Raw genomic sequence first — 18,213 nt, 5'->3', positions numbered from 1 at the left:
GGCCGACGCCCCACAACTTCGGATTCAGTGAGATCCGATCGCCACAACAACGGATTACATCGGTTTGGGGTTGCCAGACAGACGAGTCCCGGTGCAAAGTGAAGACGTGGCCAGCCGAAGCGCAGACTCCAGGACCGGAAACGGATCGTCCCCGTCGATCGATGCCGTGTCCCTGGCGATCATCGAACAGCTCCAGGAGGACGGGCGCCGTCCGTACGCCGCGATCGGCAAGGCCGTGGGCCTGTCCGAGGCGGCCGTGCGCCAGCGGGTCCAGAAGCTCCTCGACCAGGGCGTCATGCAGATCGTCGCCGTCACCGACCCGCTCACCGTGGGCTTCCGGCGTCAGGCGATGGTCGGCATCAACGTCGAGGGCGACCTGGACCCGGTGGCCGACGCGCTGACGGCCATGGCCGAGTGCGAGTACGTGGTGATGACCGCGGGCTCGTTCGACCTGATGGTGGAGATCGTCTGCGAGGACGACGACCACCTGCTGGATGTGATCAACCGGCGCATCCGCACCCTCCCCGGCGTGCGCTCCACCGAGAGCTTCGTCTACCTCAAGCTCAAGAAGCAGACCTATATGTGGGGAACCCGATAGCCGTGAGCAAGGACCTCTCCAAGACCGCCTACGACCACCTGTGGATGCACTTCACCCGCATGTCGTCGTACGAGAACGCCCCCGTGCCGACCATCGTGCGCGGCGAGGGCACCTACATCTTCGACGACAAGGGCAAGCGCTACCTCGACGGGCTCGCCGGTCTGTTCGTGGTCCAGGCCGGCCACGGTCGCACCGAACTCGCCGAGACGGCGTACAAGCAGGCCCAGGAGCTCGCCTTCTTCCCGGTGTGGTCCTATGCCCACCCGAAGGCCGTCGAGCTGGCCGAGCGCCTCGCCCACCACGCCCCCGGCGACCTGAACAAGGTCTTCTTCACCACCGGCGGCGGCGAGGCGGTCGAGACCGCCTGGAAGCTGGCCAAGCAGTACTTCAAGCTGACCGGCAAGCCGACCAAGTACAAGGTCATCTCGCGCGCGGTGGCCTACCACGGCACCCCGCAGGGTGCCCTGTCCATCACCGGCCTGCCCGGCCTGAAGGCGCCCTTCGAGCCGCTGGTCCCCGGCGCGCACAAGGTGCCGAACACCAACATCTACCGCGCCCCGATATTCGGCGACGACCCCGAGGCCTACGGCCGCTGGTGCGCCGACCAGATCGAGCAGCAGATCCTGATGGAGGGCCCGGACACCGTCGCCGCGGTCTTCCTGGAGCCGGTGCAGAACGCCGGCGGCTGCTTCCCGCCGCCGCCCGGGTACTTCCGCCGGGTCCGCGAGATCTGCGACCAGTACGACGTGCTGCTCGTCTCCGACGAGGTCATCTGCGCCTTCGGCCGCCTCGGCACGATGTTCGCGTGCGACAAGTTCGACTACGTGCCGGACATGATCACCTGCGCCAAGGGCATGACCTCGGGCTACTCCCCGATCGGCGCCTGCATCATCTCCGACCGGCTGGCCGAGCCGTTCTACCGGGGCGACAACACCTTCCTGCACGGCTACACCTTCGGCGGCCACCCGGTCTCGGCGGCCGTGGGCCTGGCCAACCTGGACATCTTCGAGCGCGAGAACCTCAACCAGCACGTGCTGGACAACGAGGGCAACTTCCGCGCCACGCTGGAGAAGCTCCTCGACCTGCCGATCGTCGGCGACGTGCGCGGCAACGGGTTCTTCTACGGCATCGAGCTCGTCAAGGACAAGGCCACCAAGGAGACCTTCACCGACGACGAGACCGAGCGCGTCCTGTACGGCTTCCTGTCCAAGGCGCTGTACGACAACGGCCTGTACTGCCGTGCCGACGACCGCGGCGACCCGGTCGTCCAGCTGGCTCCGCCGCTGATCTCCGACCAGTCCACGTTCGACGAGATCGAGCAGATCCTCCGGGCCACCCTCACCGAGGCCTGGACCAAGCTCTGACCCTGTCGCGACCCGCGTCGCGATAGTCCGATCGTAGGCTGAACGCGGCCCGGTTCCTGCCCCATCCGAGTGAGATGGGCGGGCCCGGGCCGCGTGCTGTGCGGTCACCCGGTCAACCAATACCTACGGTTCCAGTGACCCGTCGACCCCGCCTTCGTTCCCCCGTACGGGGGAAGGGGGCGGCAGCACGGGGGACGACTCATCAGATCTGATACCGAGGTGTACGCCATGGTGGCCCCGCCGGACAACGACGTGCTCTGGGCACGTGCCCTGCACCACTCCCACAACGGCTCGCCCGCGCTCCAGGGTGTGTCCCTCGGCGTACGCGAAGGCGAGATCCTCGCCGTGAACGGGCCCCGCGGCTGTGGGAAGACCACCCTCCTGCGGTGTCTGTCCGGCCAGCTCGTGGCCCAGCGCGGCGAGGTCTGGTTCAACAGCGCCCCGGTCCACACCATGAGCCCGCCCCAGCGCGAGCGGCTGCGCCGGGAGCGGTTCGGCTGGATCGACCCCGAACCCGGCCTCGTGCCCGAGCTGAACACCTGGGAGAACGCCGCGCTCCCCCTGATGCTCCGCGGCACCCCGCGCCGCGTCGCCAAGGCGGCGGCCCTGGAGTGGCTGGAGCGGCTCGACATCGGCGAGTGCGCGCGCAAGCGCCCGCACGCCCTGCTGCAGGCCCAGCGCCAGCGCGTCGCGATCGCCCGCGCCCTGGTGACCATGCCCGCGCTGCTGTTCGCGGACGAGCCGACCGCGCCCCTGCACCGCGCCGACCGGGCCCAGGTACTGCGCACCCTGACGGCCGCCGCCCGCTCGCACCGCATCACCGTCGTCCTCGCCACCCACGACGCCGACGTGGCCGCGCTCGCCGACCGCACGGTCACCCTGCTGGACGGACGGCGCGTCAACTCCGTACAGCTCGACGGACTCGACGAAGCGGAGGGCCGCGACGCGTGCTCGCTCTCCGTCTAGCCCGCGGGGCCCACCCCCTGGTGCTGCTGCGCCGGTTGCTGGTCGCGGCGGCCTCCGCCGGCGTCGGCTTCCTGCTGCTGTGCGCGCTGGGGTACGCGATGGGGCACCCCGGCGAGGCGCCTGCGGCCGTGCGGCGGCTGCTGTGGTGCGTGCTGCCGCTCGCCGCGACCGTGCACTTCGCGGTGGCCGTGGCCCGTACCGACCCCGGCACCAAGCCGCGCTCGGCGTTGTCGGCGGTGGGGCTCGGCCCGGCCAGGCTGACCGTGCTCGCCGCGGTGTCGACCGCCGTGTCCTGCACGCTCGGGTCGACGGCCGCGCTGCTGCTCTTCCTGCACCTGCGCGGCGACCTCACCGGCCTGCCGCTGGACGGGGCGGCGGCCGAGCTGCTCGCCGCCGGCCGGCCGCTGCCGGTGCCGGCCGCGCTGACACTGCTCGCCGTGGTGCCGGTGACCGCCTCGGTGGCCGCCGCGCTGGCCCTGCGCCCGCGCCGGGTACCGCTGCCGGGCAAGGACGGGGCCCGGGGGCCCGAGGGTCCGGCGGACCGGCCGGAGCCGGACGGCGCCGCGCCTCGGCCGGCCGGACTGCCGGCCGGACTGCCCTGGGGCGTGGCGCTGCTCTCGGTGGGCCTGGCCGTGGAGACGTACGCCGCCCGGGGCGCCACCGGCCCCGGGCTCTCCCCGTCGGGCGGCTTCGGCGCCGGCTCGGCCGGCGTCCTGGCCGGCTGGGTGCTCACCGCGCTGGGCCTGGCCTTCGCCGGGCCCGGCGTCACCCATCTGTGCGGGAAGCTGCTCCAGGCGTGGCGGCCGGGTGTGACGCGGCTGCTGGCGGGACGCGCCCTGATGGACGAGGCGCGCCGCATCGGCCGGCCGCTGGGCGTGGCGTGCGCGGTGGCGTCGGCGACGATCACGGCGAGCACCCTGTACGGGACGGACGGGGCCCGCGCGTTCGGCCCGCTGACCGGGCTGGGCGCGGCGCTGGTGCTGACGTGCACCACGGCGACGCTGCTCACGGCCGCCCTGGAGTCCCGGCAGTCCCGCGTGTCGACCAAGGACGCGCTGCTGCGGCTGGGTGCCTCGGCGGCGCTGTTGCGCACGGCTGCCGCCCTGCGGGCGCTGGCCCTGCTGGCCGTTTTCGCCCCCCTGACCTGGACGGTTGCGGTCCTGGCGACCCTGCCGCTGCGGGGCTGAGCCCGCGGCCCGGCACGCCGGCACCGCACGCGTACCGGACCGCGCGGGGCCCGCGCGAGCCGCGTGGGACCCCCCCGTGGCGGGAGCCGACCCGGGGCGCCCGGGGCACGCCGTCCCCCACGGCATATCGTGGCCGGCATGGCGCACTCCCCCCGGCACGGCCACGACCGCGAGATCGAATCGCTCCAGGAGTTCGACGAGGTCGTCGCGCGCGGCAGTCTCGTCGGCCACCGTGTGCAGTCCGTCGACCTCACGGACCGCACGTTCGCGCTGCTCTCCGTCCCGGTGGCCGCCGCCGTCTTCCTCGGGTGCCCGATGCAGCCCGACGCGGCGGCCAAGGTGCGGGCCGACGGGGCGCTGGTCTTCCCGCCCGTACCGGACCTGGCGTTCGATCCGTACCGGGGGGAGCTCTACACCCCCGACGAGCTGTTCGCCGGACTGTCCGAGCACGGATACGCCGGCACCCCCGACGCGCTCGCCTACGCGTGGTTCCGGCGCACCCGGGCCGACGGCGACATCTTCGCCTCGATGCTGCGCGCCGTCCACGACGACTCCGTCTCCGACGCCCTGGACGAGCGCCTCGCGGGGGCCCGGGTGGTCGGCGTGATGGGCGGGCACGCCATGGCCCGGGGCTCCGACGCCTACTCCGGGGCCGCCCGCCTCGGCCGGGCACTGGCCCGCGACGGGCTGACCGTGGCGACGGGCGGCGGGCCCGGAGCCATGGAGGCCGCCAACCTCGGCGCGTACGCCGCCCCGTACGACGACGCGATGCTGGACGACGCGCTGCCGCTGCTCGGCAAGGAGCCCTCGTTCGTCCCCTCGGTGACCCACTGGGCGCGGGCGGCCTTCGAGGTGCGCTCCCGCTGGCCGGACGGCGGCGACTCGATCGGCGTCCCGACCTGGTTCTACGGGCACGAGCCGCCCAACGCCTTCGCCGGGCACATCGCCAAGTACTTCTCCAACGCCACCCGGGAGGACGGCCTGCTGGCCCGCTGCGACGCGGGCGTGGTGTTCCTGCCGGGCGCGGCCGGCACCGTCCAGGAGATCTTCGACAACAGCACCCCCAACTACTACGGTTCGCGCGGCGAGCCGACCCCCATGGTCCTGGTCGACCGCAGGCACTGGACCGAGCACCTGCCGGCCTGGCCGCTGCTGAGGTCGCTGGCCGCCGGGCGGGCGATGGAAAAGCGGATCGCCCTGGTCGACACCGTGGAGGAGGCCCCCGAGGCCCTGTCGCGGCTCACCTCCTGACCGGCGCGCCCGGCGGGGCGGGAACCCTGCCGGGGAGGGGGGCGGCGGGCCCGGACCGGCCGGAAGGGGCGGCCTGCGCGACGGAGTCGGACTCCGAGGCAACTTCCGGGCCGGAAGTCACGTCTGGCAGACGGACACCCACCCCACTGAACGGAGCCCGACGTGCTCATAGGACTGCTGACGGCCGTCGCGGCCTCCATCTGCTACGGCACGGGCTCGGTCCTGCAAGCCGTCGGCTCGCGCAAGTCCGCGCGCCGCGAGGCGGCGGCGGGCAGCACCACCCAGCACGGCGGGCCCTCCCTGTCGTCGACCGCGAAGGCGGCGATGACCTGGGAGTTCATCGTCGGCACCATCCTCGACTTCGTGGGCTTCGGGCTGGGCGCGCTGGCCGCGCGGCTGCTGCCGCTGTTCCTGTCCCAGACGGTGATCAGCGCCAACCTGGTGATCACGGCCGTCCTGAGCGTGAGGCTGCTCGGCATCCGGCTGACCCGGGCCGAGTGGACCTCGATCGGGGTGGTCTGCTCGGCGCTGGTCCTGCTGGCCACGGCGGCGGGCCCGGAGGGCAGCGGCCACACCCCGGTGGCCACCCACTGGTGGCTGCTGGCGATCTCGCTGCTGCTGATGGTGGGTGGCACCGTCGTGGTGCGGCTGCTGGGCGCGCGGGCCGCGATCCTGGCGGGCCTGCTGTCCGGCCTGGGCTTCGGCGCGCTCGGCGTGGGCGTGCGGGTGCTCAACGGCATCGACCCGTTCGACCTGGGCGCGCTGCTGGGCGACCCGGCGCTGTACGCGATCCTGGTCGCCGGGGTGGGCGGGATGTACCTGCACACCATCGCCCTCCAGATCGGTTCGGTGAACGGGGCGACGGCGGCGCTGGTGGTCGGCGAGACCGTGCTGCCCGGCATGATCGGGGTGCTGTGGCTGGGCGACGCCTCCCGGCCGGGGTTCGCCTGGCTCGCGATCACCGGGTTCGTGCTGGCGGTGGCCGGAGCGGTGGCGGTGGCGTGGTTCGGCGCGCCCGAGGGGGAACCGGAGCTCGCCGACCGTCCCGAGGCCAAGGAGCTCTCCCGGGTGGGCTGACCGGGACCGGAGCCGGGGGCCCCGGGCGCCGCCCGGGGCCCGGCCTCGCGCCCGGGGCCGGGCCCGCCCGTGCCGTACCGACCCGGCGGACCGCCCGGCGGGCGGACCCGGCGCGCCTCAGTCCAGGACGACGACCTCGTCGGCGGTGAAGACCGCTCCGACCACCGCGCCCTCCTCGGGCGCGTCCCGCAGCCCGCACTCCGCCTCCAGCGCCGGGGCGTCCCCCTCGGGGCGCAGCCGTACGGCGACGTGGCTGCCCCGGAACGTGCGGCCCTCGACCACGCACCGCAGCCCCTCGGCCGGGTCCCCCAGCCGTACCCCGCCGGCCCGCACCAGTACCCGCCGGGCGCCCTGCGGGGATCCGGCGGGCACCGGGACCTTGCCCCAGACCGTGTCGGCGGCCTCGCCGCCGACCGTCGCGGCCACCACGTTGTCGAAGCCCAGGAAGCGGGCGACGAACTCGTCGGCCGGGCGCTGCCAGACCTCCAGCGGGGTACCGGCCTGGGCGACGCGCCCGTCCCGCATCACCACGACCCGGTCGGCCAGCGCGAACGCCTCGCCCTGGTCGTGGGTGACGGCGAGCACCGTCGTACCGAGCCGCCCGAACAGTTGCCGCAGCTCCACCACGAGCCGCTCGCGCAGCCCCCGGTCGAGCTGGCCCAGCGGCTCGTCCAGCATCAGCAGCCGGGGGCTGGGCGCCAGGGCCCGCGCCAGGGCGACCCGCTGCTGCTCGCCGCCCGACAGCGCGGCCACCGCCCGCCGCCCGGCGCCCGGCAGCCCCACCAGGTCCAGCAGCTCGGCGACCCGCGCGGCCTGTTCCCGCCCGGAAGCGCCGCGCATGCGCAGCCCGAAGGCGACGTTTCCGGCCACGTCCCGCTGCGGGAAGAGCTGGTGGTCCTGGAACATCAGGCCCACACCCCGCCGGTGCACCGGCACCCCGGCCTGGTCGGCGCCGTCCAGCAGCACGCGTCCCGCGTCCGCCCGCTGGAGACCGGCCACCACGCGCAGCAGCGTCGACTTGCCGCTGCCGCTGGGGCCGAGCACGCAGACGATCCGGTGGTCGGCGACCGTGAGGTCCACGGCGTCCAGGGCGGTGCGCCCGCCGAAGCGTACGGTCACGCCGTCGAGAACCAGCACGGTCACCACTCCCCCGAACGGTCGACACGGATGCGTTCCAGGAGCAGCAGCGCCACCGCGCACACCACCATCAGGATCGTGGACAGGGCCATGGCCTGCCCGTAGTTGAGCTCACCGGGCCGCCCGAGCAGGCGTGCCACGGCGACCGGCAGGGTCGGGTTGTCGGGCCGCGCGATGAACACGGTCGCCCCGAACTCCCCCAGGGACACGGCGAACGCGAACCCCGCCGCCACCAGCAGCGCCCGCCGCACCAGCGGCAGGTCCACCTCGCGCCACACCCGCAGCGGTGAGGCGCCGAGCACGGCGGCGGCCTCACGCAGCCGGTCGTCCACCGCGCGCAGCACGGGCAGCATGGTCCGCACGACGAAGGGGACACCGACCAGGGCCTGGGCCAGCGGCACCAGGATCCACGAGGAGCGCAGGTCCAGCGGCGGTTCGTCCAGGGTGATCAGGAAGCCGAAGCCGACGGTCACCGCCGAGACCCCGAGGGGGAGCATCAGCAGCGCGTCGAAGCCCCGCACCAGCCGCCCGGCCCGCCGCCGGGTCACCGCGGCGGCGGCCAGTCCGCCGACCACCAGCGCGATGGCGGTCGCGGCGAGCGCGTACTGGAGCGAGTTGCCGATCGCCTCCAACGGGGGCACCAGGAAGGTGCCGCCACTGGCGTCCACGTCCCGCAGCGCCCGGTAGTGGCCGAGGCCACCGCCGAAGGAGCGCGCGACCAGCACCCCGAGCGGCAGCAGGAGCAGCAGCAGGACGGTCGTCAGCACGCCGGCGAGCAGTGTCCACTGCCCCGCTCCGCGCGGCCGGCGGGCGGTACGCGCCGCGTCCACCAGCCTCAGCGCGGTCTCCCGCCTGCGTACCGTCCAGGCGTGGACCGCGAGGACGGCGCCCACCGCCACGAACTGCACCAGTGTCAGCACCGCCGCCGTGGGCAGGTCGAGCAGCTGCGCGGTCTGCCGGTAGATCTCCGCCTCCAGCGTGGCGTAGGCGGGCCCGCCGAGGATCTGTACGACGCCGAAGGAGGTGTACGTGAAGAGGAAGACCATCAGCGCGGCCGCCGCCACGGCGGGCCCGAGCGCGGGCAGGGTGACGCGCCGCCACGCGCCGAAGCGGGAGGCGCCCAGCACCCGGGCGGCCTCCTCCTGGCGCGGGTCGAGCTGGGACCACAGGCCGCCCACCGTCCGCACGACCACCGCGTAGTTGAAGAAGACGTGCGCGAGGAGGATCGCCCACACCGTGGTGTCGAGCCGCACGCCCCACAGCCCGTCGGTCAGCCCGCCCCGCCCGACCACGGCCAGGAAGGCCGTCCCGACGACCACGGTCGGCAGCACGAACGGCACGGTGACCACGGCCCGCAGCAGCTGCTTGCCGGGGAAGTCGAGGCGGGCGAAGACATAGGCGCCGGGCAGGGCGAGCAGCAGGGTCAGCGCGGTGGAGGCGAGGGCCTGCCAGGTGGTGAACCACAGCACGTCCAGGATGTCCGGGCGGCTCAGCACCTCACCGAGCCGCCCGAACCGCCAGCCGCCGTCCTCGGTCCGAAGCCCGCGTCCGACGATGGCGGTGACGGGGTAGGCGAAGAACAAGGCGAAGAACACGACGGGCAGGGCCAGCAGCCCGCCACGTACCGCTCCGTCCCTGACGGCCGCGCGCGCGCCGGCCCTCACTTGAGCACGAGCGAGGACCACGTCTTGATCCACTGTTCGCGGTTCTCGGCGATCCTGTCGGGAGCGACCGTGTGCGGCTTGTCGATCCTGGCCCCGTGCTCGGTGAACAGCTCGGGCAGCTTCGCGTCCTTGGCGACCGGGTTCACGAACATCTGCAGCGGCAGGTCCTCCTGGAAGGTCCTGCTGATCAGGAAGTCGATCAGCGCCTTGCCTCCGGCCTCGTTCCTCGCGCCGGCCAGCAGCCCCGCGAACTCGGTCTGCCGGAAGCAGGTGCCGGTGGCCACGCCGGTCGGCGCCTGCGCGGGCCGCGGCTCGGCGTACAGCACCTCCACCGGCGGGCTGGAGGCGTAGGACACGACGAGCGGCCGGTCGCCCTTGGCCTGCTTGCCGCCGGCCGAGCCGGAGAACTCCTGGTTGTAGGCGAGCTCCCAGCTGTCGACCACCTTGACGCCGTTGGCCTTGAGCTTCTTCCAGTAGTCCGGCCAGCCCTCGTCCCCGTACTCGGCGGCCGTGCCGAGCAGGAATCCGAGCCCGGGCGAGGACCGCTCGGGGTTCTCCACCACCAGCAGGTCCTTGTAGGCGGGCTCGGCGAGGTCGTCGAAGGTGCTGGGCGGCGCCAGCTTCCTGTCGGCGAAGTACTTCTTGTCGTAGTTGACGCAGATCTCGCCGGTGTCGACGGGCGTGACCCGGTGCTCGTCCTTGTCCAGCTGCACGGCCTCGGGGATCCGGTCCAGGCCCTTGGCCTCGTACGGCTCGAAGAGCCCGTGGTCGAGGGCCCGGGAGAGCAGGGTGTTGTCGACGCCGAAGAAGACGTCGCCCTGCGGGGCGCCCTTGGTGAGGACGGCCTTGTTGACGGCCTCGCCCGCGTCACCGCTCTTGAGGACCTTGACGGTGTACCCGGTCCGCTTCGTGAACTCCTTCAGGACCGCCGGGGAGGCGTTGAAGGAGTCGTGGCTGACGAGCGTGACGGTCTTCGAGCCCGTGCCGCCGTCGCCGGAGGTCTCGCCGGACCCGCCGCCGCAGGCGGTGAGCGCGGTGACGCCCAGCGCGGCCGCCAGCGCGCCGACCGTGATCTTCCTGGTGGTGCTCACTGAGATTCCTCCTGGGTATGCCAGGAGAAGACGCGGCCCTGCCCGCCGGGTCTCCGGCGGGCAGGGCGCAACAGCTCGAGTAACGACCGAACTTCCTACCCAGAATGACCTGGGCGAGGTTCAGAGGGTCTGCGGCCACCCGCGCTGGTTCCCCAGGCGTGTGCCGCACTCTCAGCGCTGTGGCGCTCCCCTGTCGGAATATGAAGATGTTCTCGAGCCAAGACTACAAGCTCACCGCTCGGCGGCGGCCAGCTGTCCACAGGCGCCGTCGATCTCCTGCCCGCGCGTGTCACGCACGGTGACCGGTACGCCGTGGGCGGCGATCGCCTCGACGAACGCCTTCTCGTCCTCCGGCCGCGACGCGGTCCACTTGGAGCCCGGCGTCGGGTTGAGCGGGATCAGGTTGACATGCACCCGCTTGCCCTTGAGCAGCCGGCCCAGCAGGTCACCGCGCCATGCCTGGTCGTTGATGTCCCGGATGAGCGCGTACTCGATGGAGACGCGGCGGCCGGACTTCTCCGCGTACTCCCAGGCGGCGTCCAGCACCTCCCGCACCTTCCAGCGCGTGTTGACCGGGACGAGGGTGTCGCGCAGCTCGTCGTCCGGCGCGTGCAGCGAGACGGCGAGACGGCACTTGAAGCCCTCGTCGGCGAACCGCAGCATGGCCGGGACCAGGCCCACGGTGGAGACGGTGATGCCGCGCTGGGAGAGCCCGAGCCCGTCCGGTTCGGGGTCGGTCAGCCGGCGGATGGCTCCGACGACCCGCTTGTAGTTGGCGAGCGGCTCGCCCATGCCCATGAAGACGATGTTGGACAGCCGGGCCGGGCCCCCGGGGACCTCGCCGTCGCGCAGGGCGCGCATGCCGTCCACGATCTGGTGCACGATCTCGGCGGTCGACAGGTTGCGGTCCAGGCCCGCCTGGCCGGTGGCGCAGAAGGGGCAGTTCATGCCGCAGCCGGCCTGCGACGAGATGCACATCGTCACGCGGTCCGGGTAGCGCATCAGCACGGACTCGACCAGCGTGCCGTCGTGCAGGCGCCACAGGGTCTTGCGGGTGGTGTCGTCGTCACAGGAGATGTGCCGGACGACGGACATGAGGTCGGGCAGCAGCTCGCCGGCGAGCCTCTCGCGCGAGGCGGCCGGAATGTCGGTCCACTGGGCCGGGTCGTGGGCGTACCGCGAGAAGTAGTGCTGCGAGAGCTGCTTGGCGCGGAACGGCTTCTCGCCGATCGCGGCCACCGCCTCCTTGCGCTCGGCGGGCGTCAGGTCGGCGAGGTGCCGGGGCGGCTTCTTGGCTCCGCGCGGCGCGACGAAGGTAAGTTCTCCCGGAGCGGGGGGTGCCATGAGCTGTAACTCCTCAGAAAAGACGAGGCCGGGCTGCCCCCGCTGAGCGCGGAGCCGACGGCAGGGCACTGCCGGAGCCAGGAGACCTCACAGGATCACCCCCGCAGACGCGGGGCCGAAAGGGCCCGCCGCTCATACATGCCTCATATGCGACGAGCCCTTCCAGGGTAACCGCCTCGCGGCTCAGCCTGTTCCGACGACGGACCTCACGGCCGCCGGTCGCGGCTCAGCCCGCCCCCACGAACACCACCAGCAGCAGCCACACCACCGGTGCCGTGGGCAGCAGGGAGTCCAGCCGGTCCATGATGCCGCCGTGGCCGGGCAGCAGCGTGCCCATGTCCTTGATGCCCAGGTCACGCTTGATCATCGACTCGCCGAGGTCGCCGAGCGTCGCGCTGGCCGCGACCGCGAGTCCCAGCAGCAGGCCCTGCCACCACGCACCGCCGTGGATCAGGAACTCCATGCACAGCGCACCGGCGGCCATGGCGAAGGTCACCGCCCCGACCAGGCCCTCACGGGTCTTGCCGGGGCTGATGCGCGGGGCCAGCTTGCGCCTGCCGAACCGCCAGCCGACCGCGTACGCGCCGGTGTCGCTCACCACGGTCAGCAGCAGGAAGGCGAGCACCCGCTGGGGCCCGTCCTCGGCGGCGAGCATCAGCGCCACGAAGGTCGCCAGGAACGGCACGTAGAACGCGGCGAACACACCGGCCGTGACGTCCCTGAGGTAGCCCTCGGGCGGTTCGGCCATCCGCCACACCAGCACCGCGAGCGCGGTGAGCGCCATGGCGACCCAGGCACCCTCGGCACCCCGCACATAGCCGGCCACCACCATCGCCGCGCCGCCGAGCGCGACCGGCACCAGCGGGGCCTTGATGGACGTGCGCTCGGCCAGGCGGGAGGTCAGCTCCCACAGCCCGACCACCACGGCGACGACGACGACGCCGACGAAGGCGGCCTTCCAGATGAAGAGCGAAGCGATGATCACCGCACCGAGCGCGACCCCGACGCCTATGGCGGCCCGCAGATCCCGACCGGCCCGCTTCTTCTGCCGGGCCTGGGAGGAGGAGGGCTCCGGGGACTCCGGAGGCTGCGGTGCCACCGGCGGTGGGCTGGGCATGGGCTCCTGCGGCATCTCGTCAAGGAAGAGGGGACCGCTCAGCCGAGCGGTCCCCGGTTCACGGTCATCCTGGTCCGCGCCGGCGTGGCCGCCGGCACCGCCACCGGCATGGCCGCCGGCGGGAACGCCGGGTACGACGGGCATGGGCCGAGTCCGCTGTGCGTCACGCCCATCGTATGCGGGACCCGCCGGGCCGGCCGGAGCACGGCCCTGGTCGGGCGGGCCCCAGTAACCGCCTCTCGGCGGGGCCCCCCAGGAAGAGTCGTTCATCAGACCTCGAGCAGCTCGGCTTCCTTGTGCTTGAGCAGCTCGTCCACCTGCGCGACGTACTTCGCGGTGGTGTCGTCGAGCTCCTTCTCCGCGCGGCGGCCCTCGTCCTCGCCGACCTCGCCGTCCTTGACGAACTTGTCGATCGTCTCCTTGGCCTTGCGGCGCACGGAACGGATCGAGATCTTGGAGTCCTCGGCCTTGGTCTTGGCGACCTTGATGTACTCCTTGCGGCGGTCCTGCGTGAGCTCCGGGAACACCACCCGGATGATGTTGCCGTCGTTGCTCGGGTTGACGCCCAGGTCCGAGTCGCGGATCGCCTGCTCGATGTTGCGCAGCGCGCTCTTGTCGAACGGGGTCACGACGGCCATCCGCGCCTCGGGCACCGAGAACGAGGCGAGCTGGTTGATCGGGGTCAGGGCACCGTAGTAGTCGGCCACGATCTTGTTGAACATGGCCGGGTGCGCGCGACCGGTACGGATCGCGGCGAAGTCCTCCTTGGCGACCAGGACGGCCTTCTCCATTTTCTCCTCTGCCTCGAGGAGGGTCTCTTCGATCACCACTTGCTCCTGCGTGTCTTGAGTAGGCGCGTCTTCTCCTGCACGGTGTCCGACCGGCAGGGGCTTTGTCCATCCCCTCGCGGGCCCGGGAGGGCCTGGGACCAGGGGGTCCGGAGGGTCAGTTCCGGGTGCCCTGGTCGCTCACGAGAGTGCCGATCTTCTCACCCTTCACCGCACGCGCGATATTGCCCGCCGCGAGCAGTTCGAAGACGAGGATCGGCAGGTTGTTGTCGCGGCAGAGGGTGATGGCGGTGGCGTCGGCGACCTTGAGGTCGCGGGAGAGCACCTCGCCGTACTCCAGCGCGTCGAACTTCACCGCGTCCGGGTTGGCCTTCGGGTCGGAGTCGTAGACCCCGTCGACGCCGTTCTTGCCCATGAGGAGGGCCTCGGCGTCGATCTCCAGCGCGCGCTGGGCCGCGGTCGTGTCGGTGGAGAAGTACGGCATGCCCATGCCGGCGCCGAAGATGACGACGCGGCCCTTCTCCAGGTGGCGCACGGCGCGCAGCGGGATGTAGGGCTCCGCGACCTGGCCCATGGTGATGGCGGTCTGCACCCGGGAGTCGATGCCCTCCTTCTCCAGGAAGTCCTGGAGCGCGAGGCAGTTCATGACGGTGCCGAGCATGCCCATGTAGTCGGAGCGCGCCCGGTCCATACCGCGCACCTGGAGCTCGGCTCCGCGGAAGAAGTTGCCGCCGCCGATCACGACCGCGATCTCCGCGCCGTCGCGGACGACCGCTGCGATCTCACGTGCGATGGCGTGAACGACATCGGGGTCGACGCCGAGGCCACCACCGCCCGCGAACGCCTCACCGGACAGCTTCAGCATGAAGCGGCCGGCCTTTTTGCCCTGGTTGTCGTCGCCCTGTGCGGCGTCCTGATTCATGGGGATCTCCTCGTGCGCATACGAGGAAGGCCATTGCCGGTGGGTGCTGGTGTCCCTACGGCAATGGCCTCCTCGTCAGATCTGCGGCTGTCCGGCGCGTGTGCGCGGGGCGTCCGCTCGGGAAAACCCTAGCGGGCTCCCGCGTTGACCGCGTACCGGCTCAGATGCCGACCTTGATGCGCGTGAAGCGCTTCAGGGTGACACCGGCCTCGTCCAGAATCTGCTGGACGGACTTCTTGTTGTCGAGCGCGTACGGCTGGCCGAGGAGGGTGGCCTCCTTGAAGAAGCCGTTGACGCGACCCTCGACGATCTTCGGAAGGGCGGCCTCGGGCTTGCCCTCGGCGCGCGTGGTCTCCTCGGCGACGCGGCGCTCGGCCTCGACGACCTCGGCCGGGACGTCCTCGCGGGAGAGGTACTTCGGGGCGAAGGCGGCGATGTGCTGCGCGACACCCTTGGCGATCTCGGCGTTCGCCTTGTCCAGCTCGACCAGGACACCGATCTGCGGGGGCAGGTCGGGCATGGTGCGGTGCATGTAGGCGGAGACGTACGCGCCGGAGAACTGCGCGAAGCGGTCCAGGACGATCTTCTCGCCCAGGTTGGCGTTGGCCTCGTCCACGAACGCCTGCACGGTCTTGCCGGACTCGATCTCGGAGGCGAGCAGCGCCTCGAGGTCGGCCGGGGAGGTGGCGGCGACGTGCGCGGCGAGCTGGTTGGCGACGGCCTGGAACTTCTCGCCCTTGGCGACGAAGTCCGTCTCGCACTTCAGCTCGACCAGGACACCGGAGGTGTTGTCGTCGGCGATCAGGGAGACGACGGCGCCGTTCTCGGCGGAGCGGCCCTCGCGCTTGGCGACGCCCTTCTGCCCCTTGATGCGCAGCGCCTCGACGGCCTTGTCGACGTTGCCCTCGGCCTCGTCCAGGGCCTTCTTGCAGTCCATCATGCCGGCGCCGGTGAGCTCGCGGAGCTTCTTGACGTCAGCGGCGGTGTAGTTCGCCATGATCTTTGAATCTCTCTCGAAGTCTGGAAGATCTACGAAGATCTACGGGTGGACGGCGGGGGGCAGTGTGCGCGCCCCCGCCGTCTCCAACCGAAACTGTGAGGTCAGGCCTGCTCGGCCTCGGCGGCCGGAGCCTCGTCGGCAGCCGGGGCGTCCGCGGCCGGAGCCTCGTCGGCCGGGGCCTCGTCGGCGGCCGGAGCCTCGGCAGCGGCCTCGGCCGGCTTCTCGGCGGCCTCGTCGGAATCCGCCTTCTTCTCACCCTCGAGCAGGTCGCGCTCCCACTCGGCGAGGGGCTCGCCGGCGGCCTTCTCGCCCGGCTTGGAGTCGCCGGTGGCGGCGCCGGAACGGGCGATGAGGCCCTCGGCGACGGCGTCGGCGATCACGCGGGTGAGCAGGGTGACGGAGCGGATCGCGTCGTCGTTGCCCGGGATCTTGTAGTCGACCTCGTCGGGGTCGCAGTTGGTGTCGAGGATCGCGACGACCGGGATGTGGAGCTTGCGCGCCTCACCGACGGCGATGTGCTCCTTCTTGGTGTCGACGATCCAGACGGCGCTCGGCACCTTCTGCATCTCGCGGATACCACCGAGGGTCTTCTCCAGCTTGGCCTTCTCGCGGGAGAGGACCAGGAGCTCCTTCTTGGTGAGACCGGAGGCGGCCACGTCGTCGAAGTCGATCTGCTCGAGCTCCTTGAGGCGCTGCAGACGCTTGTAGACGGTGGAGAAGTTGGTGAGCATGCCGCCCAGCCAGCGCTGGTTGACGTACGGCATGCCGACGCGGGTCGCCTGCTCGGCGATGGCCTCCTGCGCCTGCTTCTTCGTGCCGACGAACATGATGGAGCCGCCGTGGGCGACGGTCTCCTTGACGAACTCGTAGGCGCGGTCGATGTACGACAGCGACTGGAGCAGGTCGATGATGTAGATGCCGTTGCGCTCGGTGAAGATGAACCGCTTCATCTTCGGGTTCCAGCGACGGGTCTGGTGACCGAAGTGGACGCCGCTTTCCAGCAGCTCCCGCATCGTGACGACGGCCATGGCCGTATCTCCTTGGGTTTCTCGGTTATGTGCCTGACGCCCCGACGCGCCGTGCCACGAGGGACCGATGGGCGCTGCCACGACTTTTGAGGGCTGTGGCGGGGCGTGCGAAGTCGACCCGGTGACCCGGGTCGCCAGAAGAAGTGTACGGGACCTTGGCAGCGCCGGGTGACGGCGATGTCCACAACCGCCCGGTAGTCCACAGTTCCGTTCCAAGATCAACGCGGCGCGGCGCACCCGCGGGACAGTGCTGGCCATGAACCGCGTCGTGCTCGTCCTGACCGCGCTGATCGCGCCGATCGCGGCCGCTCTGCCGCCCGCCGCCGCGACGGGGCCGTCGCCACCCCTGGCGGCCGCCGTGGCCGCCGCCCCGCCGCCGGGGCGGGCGGGTCCGGCGTCGCCGCACGGTGGGCCGGCGGCGGTGACGGGGCCGGGGCCGGCGGCAGGAACGCGGCCGGGGCCGGCGGCCGGGGCTCCGGAGCTGGACGTGCCTGAGCCCGGAGCGGGAGGGCAGGAAGGCGGGCGGGGGCCGGGTACCGGGGTCGGATCGGGGGCGGGGGCAGGGGCCCCCGCGCCACCGGGATACCGGTGGCCGCGGCCGCCGGCCGGGACCGGCCCGACGTGGCCGCCGCGGCCGGTGGGCGTCTGGCCGGTGGGCGTCTGGCCGGTGGGCGTCTGGCCGCTGGGGCCGCCGCGGCCGGTCGTCGTCCGGGGCTGGGAGCCGCCCGCGTCGCCTTACGGCCCGGGTCACCGAGGGGTCGACCTCGACGCGCCGCCCGGCACCCCGGTGCGCGCGGCGGCGGGCGGCCGGGTCTCCTTCGCCGGTCCGGTGGCCGGCCGGGGCGTCCTCACCATCACCCTCACGGGTTCGGGCTCCCCTCCGCTGCGTACCACCTACGAACCGGTGCGCCCCCTGGTCCCCGTGGGGGCCGAGGTGGCGGCGGGCCAGGTGGTGGCGGCCGTGGTGGACTCCCGCTCGCACTGCGCGCCGGTGTGCCTGCACTGGGGCCTGCGCCGGGGCGAGGCCTACCTCGACCCGCTCTCCCTGCTCCCCCCGCACCTGCTGCGTCGCCCGCCGTCCCGCCTGCTGCCCCTGCTGAGGGGCGCCTGACGCGGCTCAGGCGCCGCGCACGCCGTGGAGGGCCATCGCCACCGCGGTGTCCGCGATGGCGGACGGGTCCTCCGCGGCGCCCAGCTCGATACGCCGTACCGCCGCGTCGACCACGCCCTGCAGAAGCATCGCGGCCAGCCGGGGCTGGTCCTGCCCCAGCTCCCGGAGCGCCTCGACGATCATGGCGACGAGGCCGCCGTGGGCCGCGCGGATCTTCTCGCGGGCACCGTCGTCGAGCTCGCTGGCCGAGATGGCGACGACCGCCCGGTGGCGCCGGTCGCCGACCAGGTCGAGCTGCTTGCGGACATACGCCTCGACCTTGCCCTGGGGCGTCCCGGCCCGTTCCATCGCCGTCTCCACCTCCGCCGCCCACAGAGGGAAGTCGACGGCGCACAGCTCCTCCACGACGGCGGCGCGCGAGCGGAAGTACTCGTAGACGGAGGAGCGCGCCAGGCCCGTGCGCTCGGCGAGGGCCGGGAAGGTCAGCGCTTCCGTTCCGCCTTCGGACAGCAGGGAACGCGCGGCGTCCAGCAGGGCGCCGCGCTGCATGGTCCGGTGCTCGGCCACG

Annotated in this window: 17 protein-coding genes and 1 riboswitch; of the genes, 7 read left to right on the top strand and 10 right to left on the bottom strand. The window is 72.4% G+C overall.

Annotation, left to right across the window (positions count from 1 at the left end; all coding sequences use genetic code 11):
• Positions 1 to 106: 106 nt before the first annotated feature.
• The 6 genes from AB0H53_RS08580 (at position 107) to AB0H53_RS08555 (ending at position 6,443) form a co-directional block, all read left to right on the top strand.
• Complete coding sequence (locus tag AB0H53_RS08580) at positions 107 to 598, top strand: Lrp/AsnC family transcriptional regulator (RefSeq protein WP_362108916.1); 492 nt, start codon at positions 107 to 109, stop codon at positions 596 to 598.
• Entirely contained in the window at positions 583 to 1,962 is a 1,380-nt protein-coding gene (locus AB0H53_RS08575; RefSeq protein ID WP_362108914.1) for an aspartate aminotransferase family protein, read from the top strand. The genes AB0H53_RS08580 and AB0H53_RS08575 overlap by 16 nt, the downstream gene beginning before the upstream one ends.
• Before the next feature lie 228 nt (positions 1,963 to 2,190).
• Positions 2,191 to 2,928 carry an ATP-binding cassette domain-containing protein gene (locus tag AB0H53_RS08570; protein ID WP_362108912.1) on the top strand — a complete coding sequence of 246 codons (738 nt, stop codon included), beginning with the start codon at positions 2,191 to 2,193 and terminating at the stop codon, positions 2,926 to 2,928.
• The gene (locus AB0H53_RS08565; protein ID WP_362108910.1) at positions 2,910 to 4,115 is read left to right on the top strand and encodes a hypothetical protein; all 1,206 of its coding nucleotides are present in this window, start codon (positions 2,910 to 2,912) and stop codon (positions 4,113 to 4,115) included. The genes AB0H53_RS08570 and AB0H53_RS08565 overlap by 19 nt, the downstream gene beginning before the upstream one ends.
• A gap of 138 nt (positions 4,116 to 4,253) precedes the next feature.
• Positions 4,254 to 5,366 (top strand): LOG family protein, encoded by a 1,113-nt coding sequence (locus tag AB0H53_RS08560; protein WP_362108908.1) that lies wholly within the window; start codon positions 4,254 to 4,256, stop codon positions 5,364 to 5,366.
• 162 nt (positions 5,367 to 5,528) lie between these two features.
• Positions 5,529 to 6,443, top strand: coding sequence for a hypothetical protein (locus tag AB0H53_RS08555; protein WP_362108906.1), 915 nt, complete (start codon positions 5,529 to 5,531; stop codon positions 6,441 to 6,443).
• 117 nt (positions 6,444 to 6,560) lie between these two features.
• Here the strand turns inward: AB0H53_RS08555 and AB0H53_RS08550 are convergent, their stop codons facing one another.
• The 9 genes from AB0H53_RS08550 to rpsB form a co-directional block, all read right to left on the bottom strand.
• The gene (locus AB0H53_RS08550) at positions 6,561 to 7,580 is read right to left on the bottom strand and encodes an ABC transporter ATP-binding protein (protein ID WP_362109063.1); all 1,020 of its coding nucleotides are present in this window, start codon (positions 7,578 to 7,580) and stop codon (positions 6,561 to 6,563) included.
• A gap of 2 nt (positions 7,581 to 7,582) precedes the next feature.
• On the bottom strand, positions 7,583 to 9,190 hold the full coding sequence (locus AB0H53_RS08545) for an iron ABC transporter permease (protein WP_362109061.1): 1,608 nt from the start codon (positions 9,188 to 9,190) through the stop codon (positions 7,583 to 7,585).
• A 50-nt stretch (positions 9,191 to 9,240) separates the two neighbouring features.
• On the bottom strand, positions 9,241 to 10,335 hold the full coding sequence (locus AB0H53_RS08540) for a thiamine ABC transporter substrate-binding protein (RefSeq protein ID WP_362108904.1): 1,095 nt from the start codon (positions 10,333 to 10,335) through the stop codon (positions 9,241 to 9,243).
• Positions 10,336 to 10,409: 74 nt separating this feature from the next.
• A riboswitch (TPP riboswitch) is annotated at positions 10,410 to 10,537 on the bottom strand.
• Between the two features lie 29 nt (positions 10,538 to 10,566).
• Entirely contained in the window at positions 10,567 to 11,679 is a 1,113-nt protein-coding gene (rlmN, locus tag AB0H53_RS08535) for a 23S rRNA (adenine(2503)-C(2))-methyltransferase RlmN (RefSeq protein ID WP_362108902.1), read from the bottom strand.
• 226 nt (positions 11,680 to 11,905) lie between these two features.
• On the bottom strand, positions 11,906 to 13,066 hold the full coding sequence (locus tag AB0H53_RS08530) for a phosphatidate cytidylyltransferase (RefSeq protein ID WP_362108900.1): 1,161 nt from the start codon (positions 13,064 to 13,066) through the stop codon (positions 11,906 to 11,908).
• Positions 13,066 to 13,623: a ribosome recycling factor gene (frr, locus tag AB0H53_RS08525; RefSeq protein WP_362108898.1), complete on the bottom strand. Its 558-nt coding sequence runs from the start codon at positions 13,621 to 13,623 to the stop codon at positions 13,066 to 13,068. Before frr ends, AB0H53_RS08530 begins: the two co-directional genes overlap by 1 nt.
• A 118-nt stretch (positions 13,624 to 13,741) precedes the next feature.
• Positions 13,742 to 14,506 carry a UMP kinase gene (gene pyrH, locus AB0H53_RS08520; protein WP_362108896.1) on the bottom strand — a complete coding sequence of 255 codons (765 nt, stop codon included), beginning with the start codon at positions 14,504 to 14,506 and terminating at the stop codon, positions 13,742 to 13,744.
• A 160-nt stretch (positions 14,507 to 14,666) separates the two neighbouring features.
• Positions 14,667 to 15,503, bottom strand: coding sequence for a translation elongation factor Ts (gene tsf, locus AB0H53_RS08515; RefSeq protein ID WP_362108894.1), 837 nt, complete (start codon positions 15,501 to 15,503; stop codon positions 14,667 to 14,669).
• A gap of 104 nt (positions 15,504 to 15,607) precedes the next feature.
• Entirely contained in the window at positions 15,608 to 16,534 is a 927-nt protein-coding gene (rpsB, locus tag AB0H53_RS08510; RefSeq protein ID WP_362108892.1) for a 30S ribosomal protein S2, read from the bottom strand.
• A gap of 652 nt (positions 16,535 to 17,186) precedes the next feature.
• Between rpsB and AB0H53_RS08505 the strand changes: the two genes are divergently transcribed.
• Entirely contained in the window at positions 17,187 to 17,645 is a 459-nt protein-coding gene (locus AB0H53_RS08505; RefSeq protein ID WP_362108890.1) for a M23 family metallopeptidase, read from the top strand.
• Between the two features lie 6 nt (positions 17,646 to 17,651).
• On the opposite strand, the gene AB0H53_RS08500 is transcribed toward AB0H53_RS08505, so the two are convergent.
• Positions 17,652 to 18,212, bottom strand: coding sequence for a helix-turn-helix domain-containing protein (locus tag AB0H53_RS08500; protein WP_362109059.1), 561 nt, complete (start codon positions 18,210 to 18,212; stop codon positions 17,652 to 17,654).
• Position 18,213 lies beyond the last annotated feature (1 nt).

Origin of the sequence: Streptomyces sp. NPDC050856 (assembly GCF_040653855.1) — a bacterium.
GTDB lineage: Bacteria > Actinomycetota > Actinomycetes > Streptomycetales > Streptomycetaceae > Streptomyces.
Note: the sequence above shows the minus strand (reverse complement) of the source record. Positions and strands in the feature narration are given on the sequence as shown.